Source organism: Bacillus sp. NP247, assembly GCF_018966865.1.
In the GTDB taxonomy this organism is placed as follows: Bacteria; Bacillota; Bacilli; order Bacillales; family Bacillaceae_G; genus Bacillus_A.
Genome location: NZ_CP076653.1, coordinates 2,682,501 through 2,700,000 on the forward strand (window position 1 = coordinate 2,682,501; position 17,500 = coordinate 2,700,000).

Annotated in this window: 16 protein-coding genes, 1 tRNA gene, 3 rRNA genes, 1 other RNA gene and 1 other annotated feature (2 of these 22 only partly in view); of the genes, 17 read left to right on the top strand and 4 right to left on the bottom strand. The window is 39.5% G+C overall.

The window, feature by feature from the left end:
• Positions 1 to 2,235, top strand: a 23S ribosomal RNA gene (locus KPL75_RS14085); it begins 687 nt to the left of the window's first position.
• Positions 2,236 to 2,284: 49 nt separating this feature from the next.
• Positions 2,285 to 2,400: ribosomal RNA gene (gene rrf / locus KPL75_RS14090) — 5S ribosomal RNA — on the top strand.
• Between the two features lie 36 nt (positions 2,401 to 2,436).
• Here the strand turns inward: rrf and KPL75_RS14095 are convergent.
• The gene (locus tag KPL75_RS14095) at positions 2,437 to 3,438 is read right to left on the bottom strand and encodes a YaaC family protein (protein WP_219916781.1); all 1,002 of its coding nucleotides are present in this window, start codon (positions 3,436 to 3,438) and stop codon (positions 2,437 to 2,439) included.
• Positions 3,439 to 3,553: 115 nt separating this feature from the next.
• On the opposite strand from KPL75_RS14095, the gene guaB reads away from it, so the two are divergent.
• From guaB to KPL75_RS14130, 7 genes are all read left to right on the top strand, one after another.
• Positions 3,554 to 5,017, top strand: a complete 1,464-nt coding sequence (guaB, locus tag KPL75_RS14100; protein ID WP_002107266.1) for an IMP dehydrogenase — start codon at positions 3,554 to 3,556, stop codon at positions 5,015 to 5,017.
• 113 nt (positions 5,018 to 5,130) lie between these two features.
• A complete protein-coding gene (dacA, locus tag KPL75_RS14105; RefSeq protein ID WP_219921111.1) occupies positions 5,131 to 6,438 on the top strand; it encodes a D-alanyl-D-alanine carboxypeptidase DacA in 1,308 nt (435 codons plus the stop codon).
• 159 nt (positions 6,439 to 6,597) lie between these two features.
• On the top strand, positions 6,598 to 7,485 hold the full coding sequence (gene pdxS, locus KPL75_RS14110) for a pyridoxal 5'-phosphate synthase lyase subunit PdxS (protein ID WP_000186168.1): 888 nt from the start codon (positions 6,598 to 6,600) through the stop codon (positions 7,483 to 7,485).
• An 18-nt stretch (positions 7,486 to 7,503) separates the two neighbouring features.
• The gene (gene pdxT, locus KPL75_RS14115) at positions 7,504 to 8,094 is read left to right on the top strand and encodes a pyridoxal 5'-phosphate synthase glutaminase subunit PdxT (RefSeq protein WP_105588282.1); all 591 of its coding nucleotides are present in this window, start codon (positions 7,504 to 7,506) and stop codon (positions 8,092 to 8,094) included.
• A gap of 54 nt (positions 8,095 to 8,148) precedes the next feature.
• Positions 8,149 to 8,369 (top strand) — a binding site (T-box leader).
• A gap of 51 nt (positions 8,370 to 8,420) precedes the next feature.
• The gene (gene serS / locus KPL75_RS14120; RefSeq protein ID WP_002009617.1) at positions 8,421 to 9,695 is read left to right on the top strand and encodes a serine--tRNA ligase; all 1,275 of its coding nucleotides are present in this window, start codon (positions 8,421 to 8,423) and stop codon (positions 9,693 to 9,695) included.
• A 154-nt stretch (positions 9,696 to 9,849) separates the two neighbouring features.
• Positions 9,850 to 9,942, top strand: a tRNA-Ser gene (locus KPL75_RS14125).
• A 166-nt stretch (positions 9,943 to 10,108) separates the two neighbouring features.
• Positions 10,109 to 10,504, top strand: a complete 396-nt coding sequence (locus KPL75_RS14130) for a sigma factor-like helix-turn-helix DNA-binding protein (protein ID WP_219916782.1) — start codon at positions 10,109 to 10,111, stop codon at positions 10,502 to 10,504.
• 35 nt (positions 10,505 to 10,539) lie between these two features.
• Here KPL75_RS14130 and KPL75_RS14135 read toward each other — a convergent pair whose 3' ends face one another.
• From KPL75_RS14135 to KPL75_RS14145, 3 genes are all read right to left on the bottom strand, one after another.
• Positions 10,540 to 11,208: a deoxynucleoside kinase gene (locus KPL75_RS14135; RefSeq protein ID WP_002009620.1), complete on the bottom strand. Its 669-nt coding sequence runs from the start codon at positions 11,206 to 11,208 to the stop codon at positions 10,540 to 10,542.
• 2 nt (positions 11,209 to 11,210) lie between these two features.
• Positions 11,211 to 11,846: a deoxynucleoside kinase gene (locus KPL75_RS14140; protein ID WP_219916783.1), complete on the bottom strand. Its 636-nt coding sequence runs from the start codon at positions 11,844 to 11,846 to the stop codon at positions 11,211 to 11,213.
• 123 nt (positions 11,847 to 11,969) lie between these two features.
• Entirely contained in the window at positions 11,970 to 12,509 is a 540-nt protein-coding gene (locus KPL75_RS14145; RefSeq protein ID WP_219916784.1) for a cysteine hydrolase family protein, read from the bottom strand.
• A 106-nt stretch (positions 12,510 to 12,615) separates the two neighbouring features.
• Here KPL75_RS14145 and tadA point away from each other — a divergent pair, with 106 nt between their 5' ends.
• The 8 genes from tadA to KPL75_RS14185 form a co-directional block, all read left to right on the top strand.
• The gene (tadA, locus tag KPL75_RS14150; RefSeq protein ID WP_219916785.1) at positions 12,616 to 13,110 is read left to right on the top strand and encodes a tRNA adenosine(34) deaminase TadA; all 495 of its coding nucleotides are present in this window, start codon (positions 12,616 to 12,618) and stop codon (positions 13,108 to 13,110) included.
• A gap of 78 nt (positions 13,111 to 13,188) precedes the next feature.
• Positions 13,189 to 13,453, top strand: an RNA gene (gene ffs, locus KPL75_RS14155) — signal recognition particle sRNA large type.
• A gap of 132 nt (positions 13,454 to 13,585) precedes the next feature.
• Complete coding sequence (dnaX, locus tag KPL75_RS14160) at positions 13,586 to 15,274, top strand: DNA polymerase III subunit gamma/tau (RefSeq protein ID WP_219916786.1); 1,689 nt, start codon at positions 13,586 to 13,588, stop codon at positions 15,272 to 15,274.
• Between the two features lie 25 nt (positions 15,275 to 15,299).
• Positions 15,300 to 15,626 carry a YbaB/EbfC family nucleoid-associated protein gene (locus KPL75_RS14165; protein ID WP_171903084.1) on the top strand — a complete coding sequence of 109 codons (327 nt, stop codon included), beginning with the start codon at positions 15,300 to 15,302 and terminating at the stop codon, positions 15,624 to 15,626.
• 14 nt (positions 15,627 to 15,640) lie between these two features.
• Positions 15,641 to 16,237, top strand: coding sequence for a recombination protein RecR (gene recR, locus KPL75_RS14170; protein WP_002107278.1), 597 nt, complete (start codon positions 15,641 to 15,643; stop codon positions 16,235 to 16,237).
• 14 nt (positions 16,238 to 16,251) lie between these two features.
• The gene (locus tag KPL75_RS14175; protein ID WP_002009631.1) at positions 16,252 to 16,473 is read left to right on the top strand and encodes a YaaL family protein; all 222 of its coding nucleotides are present in this window, start codon (positions 16,252 to 16,254) and stop codon (positions 16,471 to 16,473) included.
• A 255-nt stretch (positions 16,474 to 16,728) separates the two neighbouring features.
• Positions 16,729 to 16,998, top strand: coding sequence for a pro-sigmaK processing inhibitor BofA family protein (locus tag KPL75_RS14180; protein ID WP_219916787.1), 270 nt, complete (start codon positions 16,729 to 16,731; stop codon positions 16,996 to 16,998).
• 219 nt (positions 16,999 to 17,217) lie between these two features.
• Positions 17,218 to 17,500: ribosomal RNA gene (locus tag KPL75_RS14185) — 16S ribosomal RNA — on the top strand; it runs 1,269 nt beyond the window's last position.

A 17,500-nucleotide genomic window follows, 5' to 3' on the forward strand; every position in this document is an offset into this window, starting at 1 on the left:
GAATAGGGCGTTTAGTACGTGGTCGTAGACCCGAAACCAGGTGATCTACCCATGTCCAGGGTGAAGTTCAGGTAACACTGAATGGAGGCCCGAACCCACGCACGTTGAAAAGTGCGGGGATGAGGTGTGGGTAGCGGAGAAATTCCAATCGAACCTGGAGATAGCTGGTTCTCCCCGAAATAGCTTTAGGGCTAGCCTTAAGTGTAAGAGTCTTGGAGGTAGAGCACTGATTGAACTAGGGGTCCTCATCGGATTACCGAATTCAGTCAAACTCCGAATGCCAATGACTTATCCTTAGGAGTCAGACTGCGAGTGATAAGATCCGTAGTCAAGAGGGAAACAGCCCAGATCGCCAGCTAAGGTCCCAAAGTGTGTATTAAGTGGAAAAGGATGTGGAGTTGCTTAGACAACTAGGATGTTGGCTCAGAAGCAGCCACCATTTAAAGAGTGCGTAATAGCTCACTAGTCGAGTGACTCTGCGCCGAAAATGTACCGGGGCTAAATACACCACCGAAGCTGCGAATTGATACCAATGGTATCAGTGGTAGGGGAGCGTTCTAAGTGCAGTGAAGTCAGACCGGAAGGACTGGTGGAGCGCTTAGAAGTGAGAATGCCGGTATGAGTAGCGAAAGACGGGTGAGAATCCCGTCCACCGAATGCCTAAGGTTTCCTGAGGAAGGCTCGTCCGCTCAGGGTTAGTCAGGACCTAAGCCGAGGCCGACAGGCGTAGGCGATGGACAACAGGTTGATATTCCTGTACCACCTCTTTATCGTTTGAGCAATGGAGGGACGCAGAAGGATAGAAGAAGCGTGCGATTGGTTGTGCACGTCCAAGCAGTTAGGCTGATAAGTAGGCAAATCCGCTTATCGTGAAGGCTGAGCTGTGATGGGGAAGCTCCTTATGGAGCGAAGTCTTTGATTCCCCGCTGCCAAGAAAAGCTTCTAGCGAGATAAAAGGTGCCTGTACCGCAAACCGACACAGGTAGGCGAGGAGAGAATCCTAAGGTGTGCGAGAGAACTCTGGTTAAGGAACTCGGCAAAATGACCCCGTAACTTCGGGAGAAGGGGTGCTTTCTTAACGGAAAGCCGCAGTGAATAGGCCCAAGCGACTGTTTAGCAAAAACACAGGTCTCTGCGAAGCCGTAAGGCGAAGTATAGGGGCTGACACCTGCCCGGTGCTGGAAGGTTAAGGAGAGGGGTTAGCGTAAGCGAAGCTCTGAACTGAAGCCCCAGTAAACGGCGGCCGTAACTATAACGGTCCTAAGGTAGCGAAATTCCTTGTCGGGTAAGTTCCGACCCGCACGAAAGGTGTAACGATTTGGGCACTGTCTCAACCAGAGACTCGGTGAAATTATAGTACCTGTGAAGATGCAGGTTACCCGCGACAGGACGGAAAGACCCCGTGGAGCTTTACTGTAGCCTGATATTGAATTTTGGTACAGTTTGTACAGGATAGGCGGGAGCCATTGAAACCGGAGCGCTAGCTTCGGTGGAGGCGCTGGTGGGATACCGCCCTGACTGTATTGAAATTCTAACCTACGGGTCTTATCGACCCGGGAGACAGTGTCAGGTGGGCAGTTTGACTGGGGCGGTCGCCTCCTAAAGTGTAACGGAGGCGCCCAAAGGTTCCCTCAGAATGGTTGGAAATCATTCGTAGAGTGCAAAGGCATAAGGGAGCTTGACTGCGAGACCTACAAGTCGAGCAGGGACGAAAGTCGGGCTTAGTGATCCGGTGGTTCCGCATGGAAGGGCCATCGCTCAACGGATAAAAGCTACCCCGGGGATAACAGGCTTATCTCCCCCAAGAGTCCACATCGACGGGGAGGTTTGGCACCTCGATGTCGGCTCATCGCATCCTGGGGCTGTAGTCGGTCCCAAGGGTTGGGCTGTTCGCCCATTAAAGCGGTACGCGAGCTGGGTTCAGAACGTCGTGAGACAGTTCGGTCCCTATCCGTCGTGGGCGTAGGAAATTTGAGAGGAGCTGTCCTTAGTACGAGAGGACCGGGATGGACGCACCGCTGGTGTACCAGTTGTTCTGCCAAGGGCATAGCTGGGTAGCTATGTGCGGAAGGGATAAGTGCTGAAAGCATCTAAGCATGAAGCCCCCCTCAAGATGAGATTTCCCATAGCGTAAGCTAGTAAGATCCCTGAAAGATGATCAGGTTGATAGGTTCGAGGTGGAAGCATGGTGACATGTGGAGCTGACGAATACTAATAGATCGAGGACTTAACCATATAATATGAAGCAAATGTTATCTAGTTTTGAAGGAATATGCCTTCATAGTTTGGTGATGATGGCAGAGAGGTCACACCCGTTCCCATACCGAACACGGAAGTTAAGCTCTCTAGCGCCGATGGTAGTTGGGACCTTGTCCCTGTGAGAGTAGGACGTCGCCAAGCAAGATAAAAACACAAGTCTTTTGACTTGTGTTTTTTTTATTTCCCATGAAATAGGTTGGATTCCGTTAGTAAAAATGCTGAAATATAGTAAGGGATTTTTTGAGCAGAAATATTGAGAAATTGATAAATAAATGGATAATCTTCAGATCCATAGCTTCCAAGTAAGTCATACCACCAATCTGTTTCATACCTAGAAATCATGCTTAAATTATAGAGCAATAGATAATGAACAAGGAGCTCAGGCAACACGGGCTTAGAGTTTCTAGGGTCGGTTGTAAGTGGTAAATAGTAAGTGTCAGTAAGGTACTCGTAGTATAAAGGAGTACTATACATAGGATTCCACGATTGAATAGGCGCTGAAAAAAACACATTCAATTCACTATTTTTCTCAGGTACGTGTTGTATTGATAAATGCTTACAACTTGTTTCGATGTAACGAGAAAATCGCTCTTTAGTCATATGTAATCGATCTAATATATTGACTGAAAAGGAGAGCTCATTTTTATTTGCTGAATCAATCTTATATAAAGTTGATACTTTTTGACTATAGCGCAACAAATTTTGTAATTCAGGAATATTCCCCATTAGCTCTAACATATTAAACTTCTCCGCTTCTAAGTGTTTCATGTGAAACAGTTGTTCTGCAATGTGAGTAAACAATCCGTTTTTCTGTATTTTCACTTCATCTTCTAAAAATTGATACCCCTGTTTTTTTCGTTTACGAGTTGTAACACCATGAGCTAAAACAGTAGTTGATTCTGGGTAGTTAGGATCAATAGTTAACAAACAAGCTTTAAATAGCTGGCTAATTCCATAAAATAACAACATTGGCTGAATCGAAAAGGGGGCTACCTTATATAATTCATAATAATTTTTCCCGTGTTCTAAGTAGTAAATAAAGGGATAACAGTTTTCAAAACTTTTTTTTTCAGCATCTTGTATGGAGGATTTTTCATAACAACGGGCAAGATAACGTTGTACATTTTGAGATGAAAAAAAGAAACTTAATTGCTGCCAAGTACAATGTGTTTGATGCATATATTACGCTCCTTTTATTGTCTAAAAATTCTAACATATATATACGTCCTTGACAGTATTTTAACCAATTGATAAGCTACTAATAATAATTTCTGGTATCATGGGGGGAACAATTATGTGGGAATCTAAATTTGTTAAAGAAGGTTTGACTTTTGATGATGTATTACTTGTACCAGCGAGGTCAGATATATTACCAAGAGAAGTAAGTGTTAAAACAGTTTTATCTGAAAGCTTACAGCTAAACATCCCGTTAATTAGTGCAGGAATGGATACAGTAACAGAAGCTGACATGGCTATTGCAATGGCTCGCCAAGGCGGTTTAGGAATTATTCATAAGAATATGTCTATTGAGCAACAGGCAGAGCAAGTTGATAAAGTAAAGCGCTCTGAAAGCGGCGTTATTTCAGATCCTTTCTTCTTAACTCCAGAACATCAAGTATATGATGCAGAACATCTTATGGGAAAATATCGTATCTCAGGTGTACCAGTTGTAAATAATTTAGATGAGCGAAAATTAGTTGGTATTATTACAAACCGTGATATGCGTTTCATCCAAGACTACTCAATCAAAATTTCTGACGTAATGACAAAAGAACAGTTAATTACAGCTCCAGTTGGTACTACACTGGAAGAAGCTGAAAAGATCCTACAAAAGTATAAAATTGAAAAGCTCCCTCTTGTTGATAATAACGGTGTATTACAAGGGCTTATTACAATAAAAGATATTGAAAAAGTAATTGAATTCCCAAACTCTGCTAAGGATAAGCAAGGACGCTTATTAGTTGGAGCAGCTGTCGGTGTAACGGCTGATGCTATGCTTCGTATCGATGCATTAGTAAAAGCTAGCGTAGATGCAATTGTACTTGATACAGCTCATGGGCATTCTAAAGGTGTTATTGAAAAGGTAAAAGAAGTTCGTGCGAAATATCCAGCACTAAATATTATCGCTGGAAACGTTGCTACAGCTGAAGCAACGAAAGCATTAATTGAGGCTGGTGCAAACGTAGTTAAAGTTGGTATTGGACCAGGCTCTATTTGTACAACGCGTGTTGTAGCTGGTGTTGGTGTACCACAATTAACAGCAGTTTATGATTGTGCAACAGAAGCTCGTAAACACGGTATTCCAGTTATTGCTGATGGTGGTGTTAAGTACTCTGGTGATATGGTTAAAGCTTTAGCAGCAGGAGCACACGTTGTTATGCTAGGTAGTATGTTTGCTGGTGTTGCTGAAAGCCCTGGAGAAACTGAAATTTACCAAGGTCGCCAATTTAAAGTATATCGTGGTATGGGTTCTGTTGGAGCGATGGAAAAAGGAAGTAAAGATCGTTACTTCCAAGAAGGAAACAAGAAACTTGTTCCAGAAGGTATTGAAGGACGCGTACCATATAAAGGACCTTTAGCAGATACAGTTCATCAATTAGTTGGTGGATTACGTGCAGGTATGGGATATTGCGGGGCGCAGAATTTAGAATTCTTACGTGAGAATGCACAGTTCATTCGCATGTCAGGTGCAGGTTTACGTGAAAGCCACCCTCATCATGTACAAATTACAAAAGAGGCTCCAAACTACTCATTATAATGTCTTATATGAAAATAGACAGAGATTTGATATCTCTGTCTATTTTTTTTTGATTATGTTAAAATAACGGTTATGTGAGTACATAGATATTGGGGGTAGCAAAAGTGAAAGGTATGTTTTGCAAAAGATTCATGGCTTTAGTAACGGTGCTTACACTAGCTTGTAGCATGCTGTTACCATATAGCAATGCATCAGCTGAAACAGGAGCCGCTCTAAACATTGAAGCGGGTGCGGCAATTTTAGTAGAAGCGAATTCTGGGAAAATTTTATATCAAAAGAATGCAGATGAGTTATTATCAATTGCTAGTATGACAAAAATGATGAGTGAATATTTAGTTCATGAAGCAGTGGATAAAGGAAAACTTAAGTGGGATCAAAAAATTAAGGTTTCTGAATATGCATATAAGGTTTCACAAGATGCCTCATTATCAAATGTTGCATTAGAAAATGGCGGCACTTATACAGTAAAAGAGTTGTATGAAGCGATGGCAATCTTTTCTGCAAATGGTGCAACAATTGCATTAGCAGAAGCAATTGCAGGTAAAGAAGTAGACTTCGTAAAAATGATGAATGATAAATCGAAAGAACTAGGATTGAAAAATTATAAATTTGTCAATTCCACAGGTTTAACAAACAAAGATTTAAAGGGAATGCATCCTGAAGGAACAACAGCGGATGAAGAAAATAAAATGTCTGCAAAAGATGTTGCAACTTTAGCACAACATCTAATTAAAGACTATCCAAAAGTGTTAGATACAGCGAAAATCCCGAAAAAAGTATTCCGTCCAGAAAAAGAAAAATTTGCAATGTCGAACTGGAACTGGATGTTAAAGGGTTTAGTTAAAGAATATGATGGCGTAGATGGCCTGAAAACAGGATCAACTCCAGAAGCAGGTGATTGCTTCACTGGTACGGTTGAAAGAAACGGTATGCGTTTTATTTCTGTAGTCATTAAAACAAGTTCTCATACAGCAAGATTTGATGAGACGAAGAAGTTATATGATTATGGCTTTGCTAACTTTGAAATGAAGAAAATGTATGAAAAAGGTTCTTCGGTCAAAGGACAAGAAACAGTACGAGTAGAAAATGCAAAAGATAAAGATGTAGCAGTTCAAACAAAACAAGTTGTTTCACTTCCAGTGTCAAAAGGAAGTAAAGATGTTTATAAAACAGAATTTAAAGAAGCAAGTAAGGGACAAGAAGCACCTATCAAAAAGGGTGTTGCACTTGGTCAGATGGTAATTACACCAAAAGATACGAATGACCCTGGATTTTTATCTGGTAAGTCATTACAAGTAGATCTTGTAACAAAATCAGCAGTAGAAGAAGCAAACTGGTTTACTCGTTCTATGCGCGGAATTGGTTCTTTCTTTAGTGGTATGTGGAATGGTGCTGTTGATACAGTAAAAGGTTGGTTTTAAGAGCTCCTCATTGTAGGAGCTTTTTTTTATTCCTATTTTTCATACCGACTTTATGAAAAAGTAGTGGACAAGCATCAGATAGTTAGTGGTAGAATGTAAGAGTATTCTTAATTTTCTTCTTTAATGGGGAAAGCAATTCACCTAGGGGGGTTTTTGTACATGACAAATGTAACAGGGACAGAACGTGTAAAACGTGGAATGGCAGAAATGCAAAAAGGCGGCGTTATTATGGACGTAGTTAACGCTGAGCAAGCAAGAATTGCAGAAGAGGCAGGCGCAGTTGCTGTTATGGCATTAGAGCGTGTACCTGCAGATATTCGTGCAGCAGGTGGCGTTTCTCGTATGGCAGATCCAACAATTGTTGAAGAAGTTATGGGTGCTGTATCAATTCCGGTTATGGCAAAATGCCGTATCGGTCACCTTGTAGAAGCACGTGTATTAGAATCATTAGGGGTAGACTATATCGATGAGAGTGAAGTATTAACTCCCGCTGATGAAGTATACCATTTAAATAAACGTGATTACACAGTTCCATTTGTATGTGGTTGCCGTGATATTGGAGAAGCTGCACGTCGTATTGCAGAAGGTGCATCTATGCTTCGTACAAAAGGTGAGCCTGGAACTGGAAACATTGTAGAGGCAGTGCGTCATATGCGCCAAGTCAATGCAGAAATCCGTCAAGTTGCAAGTCTACGTGAAGATGAGTTAATGACATATGCAAAAAATACTGGTGCTCCTTATGAAGTACTACTTGAAATTAAACGCCTTGGTCGCCTGCCAGTTGTAAACTTTGCAGCAGGTGGTGTAGCAACACCTGCAGATGCAGCGTTAATGATGCAACTTGGTGCTGATGGTGTATTTGTTGGATCTGGTATCTTCAAATCAGAGAACCCAGAGAAATTTGCACGTGCAATCGTTGAAGCAACGACTCATTATGAAGATTACGAACTAATTGCAAGCCTTTCTAAAGGATTAGGTAATGCAATGAAAGGTGTCGAAATTTCAACGTTATTACCAGAACAACGCATGCAAGAGCGTGGATGGTAATTAAAGGAGATCTTTAAAATGGTGAAAATCGGTGTACTAGGTCTTCAAGGTGCTGTTCGTGAGCATGTGAAATCAGTTGAAGCAAGTGGTGCAGAAGCTGTGGTTGTAAAGCGTATAGAACAACTTGAAGAAATTGATGGTCTTATTTTACCAGGCGGTGAAAGTACAACAATGCGCCGTCTTATTGATAAGTATGCTTTCATGGAGCCTCTTCGTACATTTGCGAAGTCTGGTAAACCAATGTTTGGTACATGTGCAGGAATGATTCTTCTTGCGAAAACGCTTATTGGCTATGAAGAAGCGCATATTGGCGCTATGGATATTACGGTTGAGCGCAATGCGTTCGGACGCCAAAGAGATAGCTTTGAAGCTGCACTTTCAATGAAAGGTGTGGGAGAGGACTTTGTTGGTGTATTTATCCGTGCTCCGTATGTTGTAAATGTAGCTGATGATGTTGAAGTACTTTCTACGCATGGCGAGCGAATGGTAGCGGTAAGGCAAGGACCGTTTTTAGCTGCTTCTTTCCATCCGGAATTAACGGATGATCATCGTGTAACAGCATACTTTGTAGAAATGGTAAAAGAAGCGAAAATGAAAAAAGTTGTATAAGTAACTTGCAACTTGTATAAGATTATAGTAAATTGATGGTAACAATTTTATAAAATAAGCGTGTTGATAGGAAGTAGTAACAGATGTTGTTTCTTATAGAGAGTCGATGGTTGGTGGAAATCGATAGAAACAGTTTGTGAATCCATCCTGGAATGGAATGTGGAATATCTTTTGATTAGTAAGCATTCCCGGTGAAGAGCCGTTATTTCTACTTGAGAGGAAAGCGGTAATGCTTTCAACTAGGGTGGCAACGCGGGTTAACTCTCGTCCCTTTGTATAGGGACGAGAGTTTTTTGTGTTTTATAAAATAAAAGGAGGAGTATATAATGCTTGATATTAAATTTTTACGTACGAATTTTGAAGAAGTAAAAGCAAAATTACAGCATAGAGGCGAAGATTTAACGGATTTTGGTCGCTTTGAAGAACTTGATACGAGAAGAAGGGAGCTACTTGTTCAAACGGAAGAACTAAAAAGTAAACGTAACGAAGTATCTCAACAAATTTCAGTATTAAAGCGTGAAAAGAAAGATGCGGAAGCTCTAATTCTAGAAATGCGTGAAGTTGGGGAAAAAGTAAAAGATCTTGATAATGAGCTTCGTACAGTTGAAGAAGATTTAGAAAGATTAATGCTATCTATCCCAAATATCCCTCATGAATCTGCTCCAATAGGTGAAACAGAGGATGATAACGTAGTGGCACGTACTTGGGGAGAAGTGAAAGAATTTACTTATGAGCCAAAACCACATTGGGACCTTGCTACTGATTTAGGGATTTTAGATTTTGAACGTGCTGGGAAAGTAACAGGAAGCCGATTTGTATTTTACAAAGGTGCTGGTGCAAGATTAGAACGTGCTTTGATTAGCTTTATGCTTGACCTTCATACTGATGAGCATGGATATGAGGAAGTATTGCCTCCTTATATGGTAAACCGTGCAAGTATGACAGGAACAGGACAACTTCCGAAGTTTGAAGAAGATGCATTCCGTATTGAAAGTGAAGATTATTTCCTAATCCCAACAGCTGAAGTACCTGTAACGAATATGCATCGTGATGAGATTGTGAGTAAAGAGCAATTGCCGATACGATATGCTGCGTTTAGCTCATGCTTCCGTTCTGAAGCAGGTTCAGCTGGTCGTGATACACGCGGTTTAATTCGCCAACACCAATTTAATAAAGTTGAACTTGTGAAGTTCGTGAAACCAGAAGATTCTTACGAGGAGTTAGAAAAATTAACAAATGATGCAGAGCGCGTGTTACAATTATTAGAGTTGCCATATCGCGTTATGAGCATGTGTACAGGAGATTTAGGATTTACAGCAGCGAAGAAATACGATATTGAAGTATGGATTCCAAGCTATGGTACATATCGTGAAATTTCTTCTTGTAGTAATTTTGAGGCCTTCCAAGCGAGACGCGCGAATATCCGTTTCCGCCGTGAGCCAAATGGCAAACCGGAACATGTTCATACACTAAATGGATCTGGTCTTGCAATTGGACGTACAGTGGCAGCTATTTTAGAGAACTACCAACAAGAAGATGGTACAATTATAATTCCAGAAGTTCTTCGCCCTTATATGGGAGGAAAAACAGTTATTAAATAAGTTAAAACATTCATCGGTATGAGTGATTGGTAATTATGGACGTTGTCAGCAGTGTCATAAAGGAGAGGAAAAGTGAAATTTTCCTTTCCTCATAATTTATTATAGTGGGGTTGACTAACTGTTTTTCTTTTGATATTATATTTGATGTCAATATGGAGGTATACCCAAGTCTGGCTGAAGGGATCGGTCTTGAAAACCGACAGGCGGCGAGAGTCGCGCGGGGGTTCGAATCCCTCTACCTCCTCCAGATATAATTGACAACAGCGCATATAAGTGGAGATTGGAGAACTCGTTACCAACACGTAACGAGTTTTTATTTTAAAACCAATCATAAAGTATGATGTAAGGATACAGTGTCCTTATTACACACTCATATTCCGATGATTATCTTCATAGATATGAAAGGAGTTAACATGGATCTTATTATACAAACGTTTCCTTTAGATGGAAAAACTTTATATTATGTACAATGTCCTGTCTGTAAGAACAATAGAATTTTAAACAGTGGTGCAAATGTGTCGCGCATTATAAGTGATGATACATTTCGTAAACTTTGTGGTTGCACTTGTGATGTAAAACAGGTTGTAAAAAAAGTAGAGGTAACAAAAGAAGCTGAAAAACCAGCTGTGCAAAAAGAAGTAACTCCAAAACGTACAGGGAAATTACTAACAGCAGTAATTAATGGGGAAGAAATGACTGTTAAAGAGATTGCTGAAACATATGATATTAGTACGAGTACTGTTCGTCAGCGTATTAACGCTGGAAAGCCAGAGAGTGAAATTATTGCTCCGACGAAAAAGAAAAAGTAATTTCATAGGAAAACCCGTGCATATGCACGGGTTTTTTATTTTACAAGTTTACGTGTTTGTTTTAAAAAATGTCCAATTTTTTTAATGATTGGTTCGATTGAATCGCCATCTTTTAAAATATCGTATTCATTAATGTTTAATCGTAAAACAGGGCATGAATTAAAGTTATTAATCCAGTTATCGTAACGTCCATGCATCTCTTTCCAATACTCAATTGGTGTTTGCTGCTCCATCGGACGTCCTCGTTCTTGAATACGATCGACAATATCATCAAAAGAACCTTCTAGGTAAATTAATAAGTCTGGATGAGGGAAGTAAGGAGTCATGACCATAGCATCAAATAAACCTTTGTATGTTTCATAATCAGTTTCAGTCATTGTACCCTTTTCGTAATGCATCTTTGCGAAAATACCAGTGTCCTCATAGATAGAACGGTCTTGAACAAAACCGCCACCATATTCGAAAATTCTTTTTTGTTCTTTAAATCGTTCTGCTAAAAAATACACTTGTAAGTGAAAGCTCCAGCGTGTGAAATCAGCATAGAACTTGTCCAAATATGGGTTGGAATCTACTTTTTCAAAAGATGTACGATAACCTAAAGCGTTAGCTAATGCAGTTGTCATAGTTGATTTACCGACACCTACTGTTCCAGCAATAGTGATAACTGCATCGTTTGGTATATCATATTTTTGCCTTAAATTCATTGTTATTTCGGCTCCTTCAAGAGAGTATTTTGAAGAGCGGATAAGATGACATTTAAATCATCAGGATTTCTTACAAAATCCATATCGTCTCCATTAAATTTCAATACTGGAATATCTGGATGGTCCTTTTTGAAAGCATCCATTGCTGTTTCGTAATCTTTTGTAAGCTGTAGCAAGTAATTTGGATCCATATTTTTTTCGAATTCTCTTCCGCGCATCGCAATTCGTTTTTGTAATGTTTCTAGGCTTGCTGTTAAATAAACGATGACATTTGGTACAGGCATATCTTGCGTAAGAATGCGATAAATTTGCATGTACTTGTCATATTGAGAATCTTTTAATGTACGGGATGCAAAAATTAAATTTTTAAATATATGATAATCTGCTACTACAGGCTTCCTTTGATTTAAATACTTTATGTTAATATCCTCTAGTTGTTTGTATCTATTACAAAGAAAGAACATCTCTGTTTGAAAACTCCATTCGTCGATGTCTTCGTAGAATTTTCCTAAAAAAGGATTTTCATCAACAATCTCTTTTAGTAAGTGGAGTTGCATGTGAGTTGAAAGTTCCTTCGCAAGTGAAGTTTTTCCAACACCAATTGGTCCTTCAACCGTGATAAATGGTACTCCGGTCACGCTGTTTCCTCCTTTCAATCAGTGATTTACCGTGACTACTAAAAACACAAAACAGAATTATTGTAGCACAAGAGGGGAGCGAGCGGACTAATTTGATATAAAAAGTTGGAAAATAGATATGTATTAACTAAATTTTATTTGGGATGACGGTACAATATTTGCCTTTAATGTGGCTTCCATTATTTTTAAAGCATGTTCATTATCTTGCTCGTTATTAGAAGCGATACAATCCCGTGGTACATAAAGTGTATAATTTCTCATATGGGCATCATTAGCTGTAAAAAGGATGCATATGTTCCCGGCAATTCCTGTTAAAATGAGATTTTCGATTTTTAAATAACCCAATAAAGAATTCAAAGGTGTTTCATAAAAAGCAGAGTAATGTGGTTTAATAAAAATGTAATCGTCAGTATGCGGAGCAATGGCCTCAATAATATTTTTACTATACTCATTTGTGCAATGAGTAATAAGTTGATCGATATCAGATCTCCAAAGTTGATAGTGATCATTGACATAAATTATTGGATACCCCAATGATTTCATGCTGTCCTTTAATTGTAAAATGGGGTTCTTTATAATTTCACATTTCTGTGCCAGAATGGGCCCGTGGGAGAATTGAAAATCATTAATCATATCGATAATGAGTAAGGCAGTATTTTTCATATGTAATTCCCTCTCTTTCTTCTTTAGGTTGGATTGAATTTGTAAAAGTTATCCCACCTGCAAGAAATGAAAAAGTGTATTTTATTTTTGGTGAAAGGACTATGTTATGGAGCGAGATATATATTTTATGCAGTTGGCAATAGAGGAAGCAAAGAAGGCGGAGGCGATACAGGAGGTACCAATTGGTGCTGTAATTGTGCTAGATGGTGAAGTGATTAGTGTCGCACATAACTTAAGAGAAACTGAACAGAGATCAATAGCTCACGCCGAGCTCTTAGCTATTGATGAAGCTTGCAAAAAATTAGGGACATGGCGTTTAGAAGATACAACGTTATATGTAACATTAGAACCTTGTCCAATGTGTGCAGGGGGAATTGTTTTATCGCGTGTAAAACGGGTTGTATATGGTGCGAGCGATCCGAAAGGTGGATGTGCAGGTACATTGATGAATCTTTTAACTGATGAGCGTTTTAATCATCAGTGTGAAGTAGTGACTGGTGTACTTGAAGAGGAATGTGGTACGTTGTTAACGAGTTTTTTTAGGGAGCTTCGTAAGAAAAGAAAAGAAGCGAAAAAACTAGAGAAAAGTAATGGTAACTAACGTATTTGCATTTTGTAAAAAAACAAGTTATACTGATAATGCCTTATCCAAGGCAACCGAATATTGGTTTTAACTTTGCCGTGCTAAGCGGGGAGGTAGCGGTGCCCTATACTCGCAATCCGCTCTAGCGAGGCCGAATCCCTTCTCGAGGTTATGCTGCTGTAAGGTCTGCCTTAAGTAAGTGGTGTTGACGTTTGGGTCCTGCGCAACGGGACCCCGTGAACCTTGTCAGGTCCGGAAGGAAGCAGCAATAAGCGGGTTTTCTCGTGTGCCGCAGGAGTGCCTGAACCGAGCTAACTGCTTGAGTAACGCTTATGGTACGTAATCGACAGAAGGTGCACGGCAGTTATATATGTATACAAAACTCACCTTAATATAAAGGTGGGTTTTTTGTATGGAAAATAACTTTTGGAATCTATAAACAGAATGGGTTATAATAAATGAGATAATAACCTTTGAGGGAGGCCGTATTTTCGTGTCATACCAAGCGTTATACCGAACATGGAGACCGCAAAAATTCGAAGATGTAGTCGGTCAAAAGCACGTGACAAAAACGTTGCAAAATGCCCTTCTTCAAGAGAAAGCTTCACATGCTTATTTGTTTTCTGGTCCGAGGGGAACAGGGAAAACGACAATTGCAAAAGTATTTGCAAAGGCAATTAACTGTGAACACGCCCCGGTAGCTGAACCTTGTAATGAATGTCCTTCTTGTTTAGGAATTACACAAGGGTCTATTTCAGATGTATTAGAAATTGATGCGGCTTCAAATAACGGTGTAGATGAAATTCGAGATATAAGAGATAAAGTAAAATATGCTCCAAGTGCTGTAGGATATAAAGTATACATTATTGATGAAGTTCACATGCTTTCTATGGGTGCCTTTAATGCGCTTTTGAAAACTTTAGAAGAGCCGCCAGGACATGTTATCTTTATTTTGGCGACAACAGAACCGCATAAGATTCCAGCTACAATCATTTCGCGTTGTCAGCGTTTTGAGTTTCGAAAGATATCAGTAAATGATATCGTTGAGAGGTTATCGACAGTCGTGACAAATGAAGGTACGCAAGTAGAAGATGAAGCGTTACAAATCGTAGCGCGTGCCGCCGAAGGTGGTATGCGTGATGCGCTTAGTCTTATCGATCAAGCTATTTCTTATAGTGATGAGATGGTGACGAGTGAGGATGTTTTAGCTGTAACAGGATCTGTATCTCAGCGATATTTAGGTGACCTGGTAGAATGTATACGTGAAAATGATGTATCAAGAGCGTTACGTATTATAGATGAGATGATGAGTAAAGGGAAAGATCCAGTTCGCTTTATGGAGGATTTCATTTATTACTATCGTGATATGCTTTTATATCAAACTTCACCACAATTAGAACATATGTTGGAACGAGTAATTGTAGATGATCAATTCCGTACGTTAAGTGAAGAAATGCAACCGGAAGTAATCTATGAAATTATTCATACCCTTAGTAAGGGACAACAGGAGATGAAGTGGACAAATCATCCAAGAATATTCTTGGAAGTTGTTATGGTGCAACTGTGTCAGCAGTTTATGATGCAAGCAAACGGCGCAGATCGTTTACAAGCGATTATGAACAGGATGCAGCAGCTGGAGAAAGAGTTAGAGCAAGTTAAAAAGAATGGCGTGCCAGCTGGTGTGCAGCAGGAAGTAAGAGAGACGCGGGCAACACCAAAACCGGTACGAACAGGAAGTATGAAAATTCCTGTTGGACGTGTGAATGAAGTGTTAAAGCAAGCGAAGCGTCAAGATTTAGAACAGTTAAAAGCTGTATGGGGTGAATTATTAGGAAGGCTCAAGTCACATAACAAAGTAGCATTTGCTGTTTTGTTAGAAAATAGTGAACCAGTTGCGGCTTCTGATGATACCTATGTGTTAGCATTTCAATATGAGATTCATTGCAAAATGGCTAGTGAAAATCGAGAAGCGATGGATACATTGGAACAAACTCTTTTCGAATTGTTAAGTAAAAGGTTAAATATGATTGCTATCCCAAAAAGTGAATGGGGTAAAATTCGTGAAGACTTTTTACAACGCGAAGGCGGGGATTCTGAAGAAAGCCCAGAACAAAAGGAAGATCCTCTTATAGAAGAGGCTGTAAAATTAGTAGGGCAAGAACTTATTGAAATAAAAGAGTAATAATAATGAGGAGGAATTAATTATGATGCGTGGCGGAATGGGAAATATGAATAATATGATGAAACAAATGCAAAAGATGCAAAAAGACATGGCGAAGGCACAAGAAGAGCTTGGCGACAAAACAGTTGAAGGTACGGCTGGCGGCGGAATGGTTACTGTTATCGCAAATGGCCATAAGCAAGTTCTTGAAGTGAAAATTAAAGAAGAAGTTGTAGATCCAGAAGATATTGAAATGTTACAAGACTTAGTATTAGCTGCAACGAATGATGCACTTAAAAAGGTTGATGAACTTTCAAATTCTACAATGGGCAAATTTACAAAAGGTTTGAACTTACCAGGTGGAATGTTCTAGGAGGATATTGATATATGCATTATCCAGAACCAATATCAAAATTAATCGATAGTTTTATGAAGTTGCCAGGAATCGGGCCGAAAACGGCGGTTCGATTGGCATTCTTCGTGTTAGATATGAAAGAGGATGATGTGTTAGGTTTTGCGAAAGCGCTTGTGAATGCGAAGCGAGATTTAGCGTATTGTTCTATATGCGGGCATATCACTGACCGTGATCCTTGTTATATTTGTGACGATTCGCATAGAGATCAATCGGTTGTTTGTGTAGTACAAGAGCCGAAAGATGTAATTGCGATGGAAAAAATGAAAGAATATCAAGGTGTATATCATGTGTTGCGTGGTGCCATTTCTCCAATGGAGGGAATTGGACCTGAGGATATTAATATCCCGCAGTTATTAAAGAGACTACAAGATGAAACAGTACAAGAAGTGATATTAGCAACAAACCCTAATATTGAAGGGGAAGCTACAGCGATGTACATATCCCGCCTCTTAAAGCCGACAGGAATCAAAGTAACTCGTATTGCACATGGTCTGCCAGTTGGTGGAGATTTAGAATATGCAGATGAAGTAACACTATCGAAAGCTTTAGAAGGTCGTAGAGAGATATAAGAGGAGAAGGGAAAATGTTCTTTCAAAAAAAGGGTAAGTTGCGTAAAGAGTATGACGATAAGTTAATTGTATTATTAGAAAAGGTAAAGAATGAATGGTTACGTCAGAAGAGACTGGTTGAACAAAGTGTTGAGCCGTCTCAAGATGTACTTTGTTCTTTAAAAATAGCAGAGGCGAAATATTTTTTCTTGTTAAAAGAAGCAAAACGTCGTCCTGTGAAAATGGAACAATGGTAAAAGGTCCTGCTTTTTAAAGCGGGACCTTTTGCTTTTTATCGATTTATTTGTGAGTAACAGGGCTACTGGGATATCAAAGAGGAGAAAGAAAAGGCGGGAATGGAATTAGTTGTATCTAATTGTTAGTGCTTAGAAGAAATATTACTAATTAAAGGTTATAAAGATGAAGTGGTAGGAGTTATGTTATAGATGTTCTTTTTTATCGCCTTGTCCCATACAAATGGATATGTATAGGTCATTCATAAGGAGGAAAAAATGAATTCTACAATTATTATTGTTGGCATTCTTGCTTTGGTTTTTATTTTTCTTGTTTTTGGTGTTTCTGCTAAACCAATACGTTTTATAGGGAAGGCACTCTTTCATGTCACTTTAGGTATAGCGTTACTATTTATTGTGAATGTTGCAGGGACATATTTTGATTTTCATATTCCAATTAACATGGGCACAGCTACAGTATCAGGTTTATTAGGGGTGCCAGGTGTTGCTGCATTAGTGATTATTAAGCTATATATAATACCAAGATAAATTTATTTTGGTATTTTTTAAAAAAGCGTTGACTTATCGATTAGTAATATGATAAATTAATAAGCGTCGTCAGGAACGAAAGAAAAAAGTTGTTGACAGATTCAAATCAAAATGTTAAATTATAAAAGTCGCTGAAACGCGACATTGAACTTTGAAAACTAAACGAAACAAACAACGTGAAACGTCAATTTTTATTTTTAGATGCTAGACAAACTAACTTTATTGGAGAGTTTGATCCTGGCTCAGGATGAACGCTGGCGGCGTGCCTAATACATGCAAGTCGAGCGAATGGATTAAGAGCTTGCTCTTATGAAGTTAGCGGCGGACGGGTGAGTAACACGTGGGTAACCTGCCCATAAGACTGGGATAACTCCGGGAAACCGGGGCTAATACCGGATAATATTTTGAACTGCATGGTTCGAAATTGAAAGGCGGCTTCGGCTGTCACTTATGGATGGACCCGCGTCGCATTAGCTAGTTGGTGAGGTAACGGCTCACCAAG

Excerpts from the sequence above, each read along its gene's own strand:
- serS (WP_002009617.1), top strand. The coding sequence starts at position 8,421 with ATGCTTGATATTAAATTTTTACGTACGAATTTTGAAGAAGTAAAAGCA.
- pdxS (WP_000186168.1), top strand. The coding sequence starts at position 6,598 with ATGACAAATGTAACAGGGACAGAACGTGTAAAACGTGGAATGGCAGAA.
- KPL75_RS14130 (WP_219916782.1), top strand. The coding sequence starts at position 10,109 with ATGGATCTTATTATACAAACGTTTCCTTTAGATGGAAAAACTTTATAT.
- recR (WP_002107278.1), top strand. The coding sequence starts at position 15,641 with ATGCATTATCCAGAACCAATATCAAAATTAATCGATAGTTTTATGAAG.
- guaB (WP_002107266.1), top strand. The coding sequence starts at position 3,554 with ATGTGGGAATCTAAATTTGTTAAAGAAGGTTTGACTTTTGATGATGTA.
- KPL75_RS14175 (WP_002009631.1), top strand. The coding sequence starts at position 16,252 with ATGTTCTTTCAAAAAAAGGGTAAGTTGCGTAAAGAGTATGACGATAAG.
- pdxT (WP_105588282.1), top strand. The coding sequence starts at position 7,504 with ATGGTGAAAATCGGTGTACTAGGTCTTCAAGGTGCTGTTCGTGAGCAT.
- dacA (WP_219921111.1), top strand. The coding sequence starts at position 5,131 with ATGTTTTGCAAAAGATTCATGGCTTTAGTAACGGTGCTTACACTAGCT.
- KPL75_RS14165 (WP_171903084.1), top strand. The coding sequence starts at position 15,300 with ATGCGTGGCGGAATGGGAAATATGAATAATATGATGAAACAAATGCAA.
- KPL75_RS14180 (WP_219916787.1), top strand. The coding sequence starts at position 16,729 with ATGAATTCTACAATTATTATTGTTGGCATTCTTGCTTTGGTTTTTATT.
- tadA (WP_219916785.1), top strand. The coding sequence starts at position 12,616 with ATGGAGCGAGATATATATTTTATGCAGTTGGCAATAGAGGAAGCAAAG.
- KPL75_RS14145 (WP_219916784.1), bottom strand. The coding sequence starts at position 12,509 with ATGAAAAATACTGCCTTACTCATTATCGATATGATTAATGATTTTCAA.
- KPL75_RS14095 (WP_219916781.1), bottom strand. The coding sequence starts at position 3,438 with ATGCATCAAACACATTGTACTTGGCAGCAATTAAGTTTCTTTTTTTCA.
- KPL75_RS14135 (WP_002009620.1), bottom strand. The coding sequence starts at position 11,208 with ATGAATTTAAGGCAAAAATATGATATACCAAACGATGCAGTTATCACT.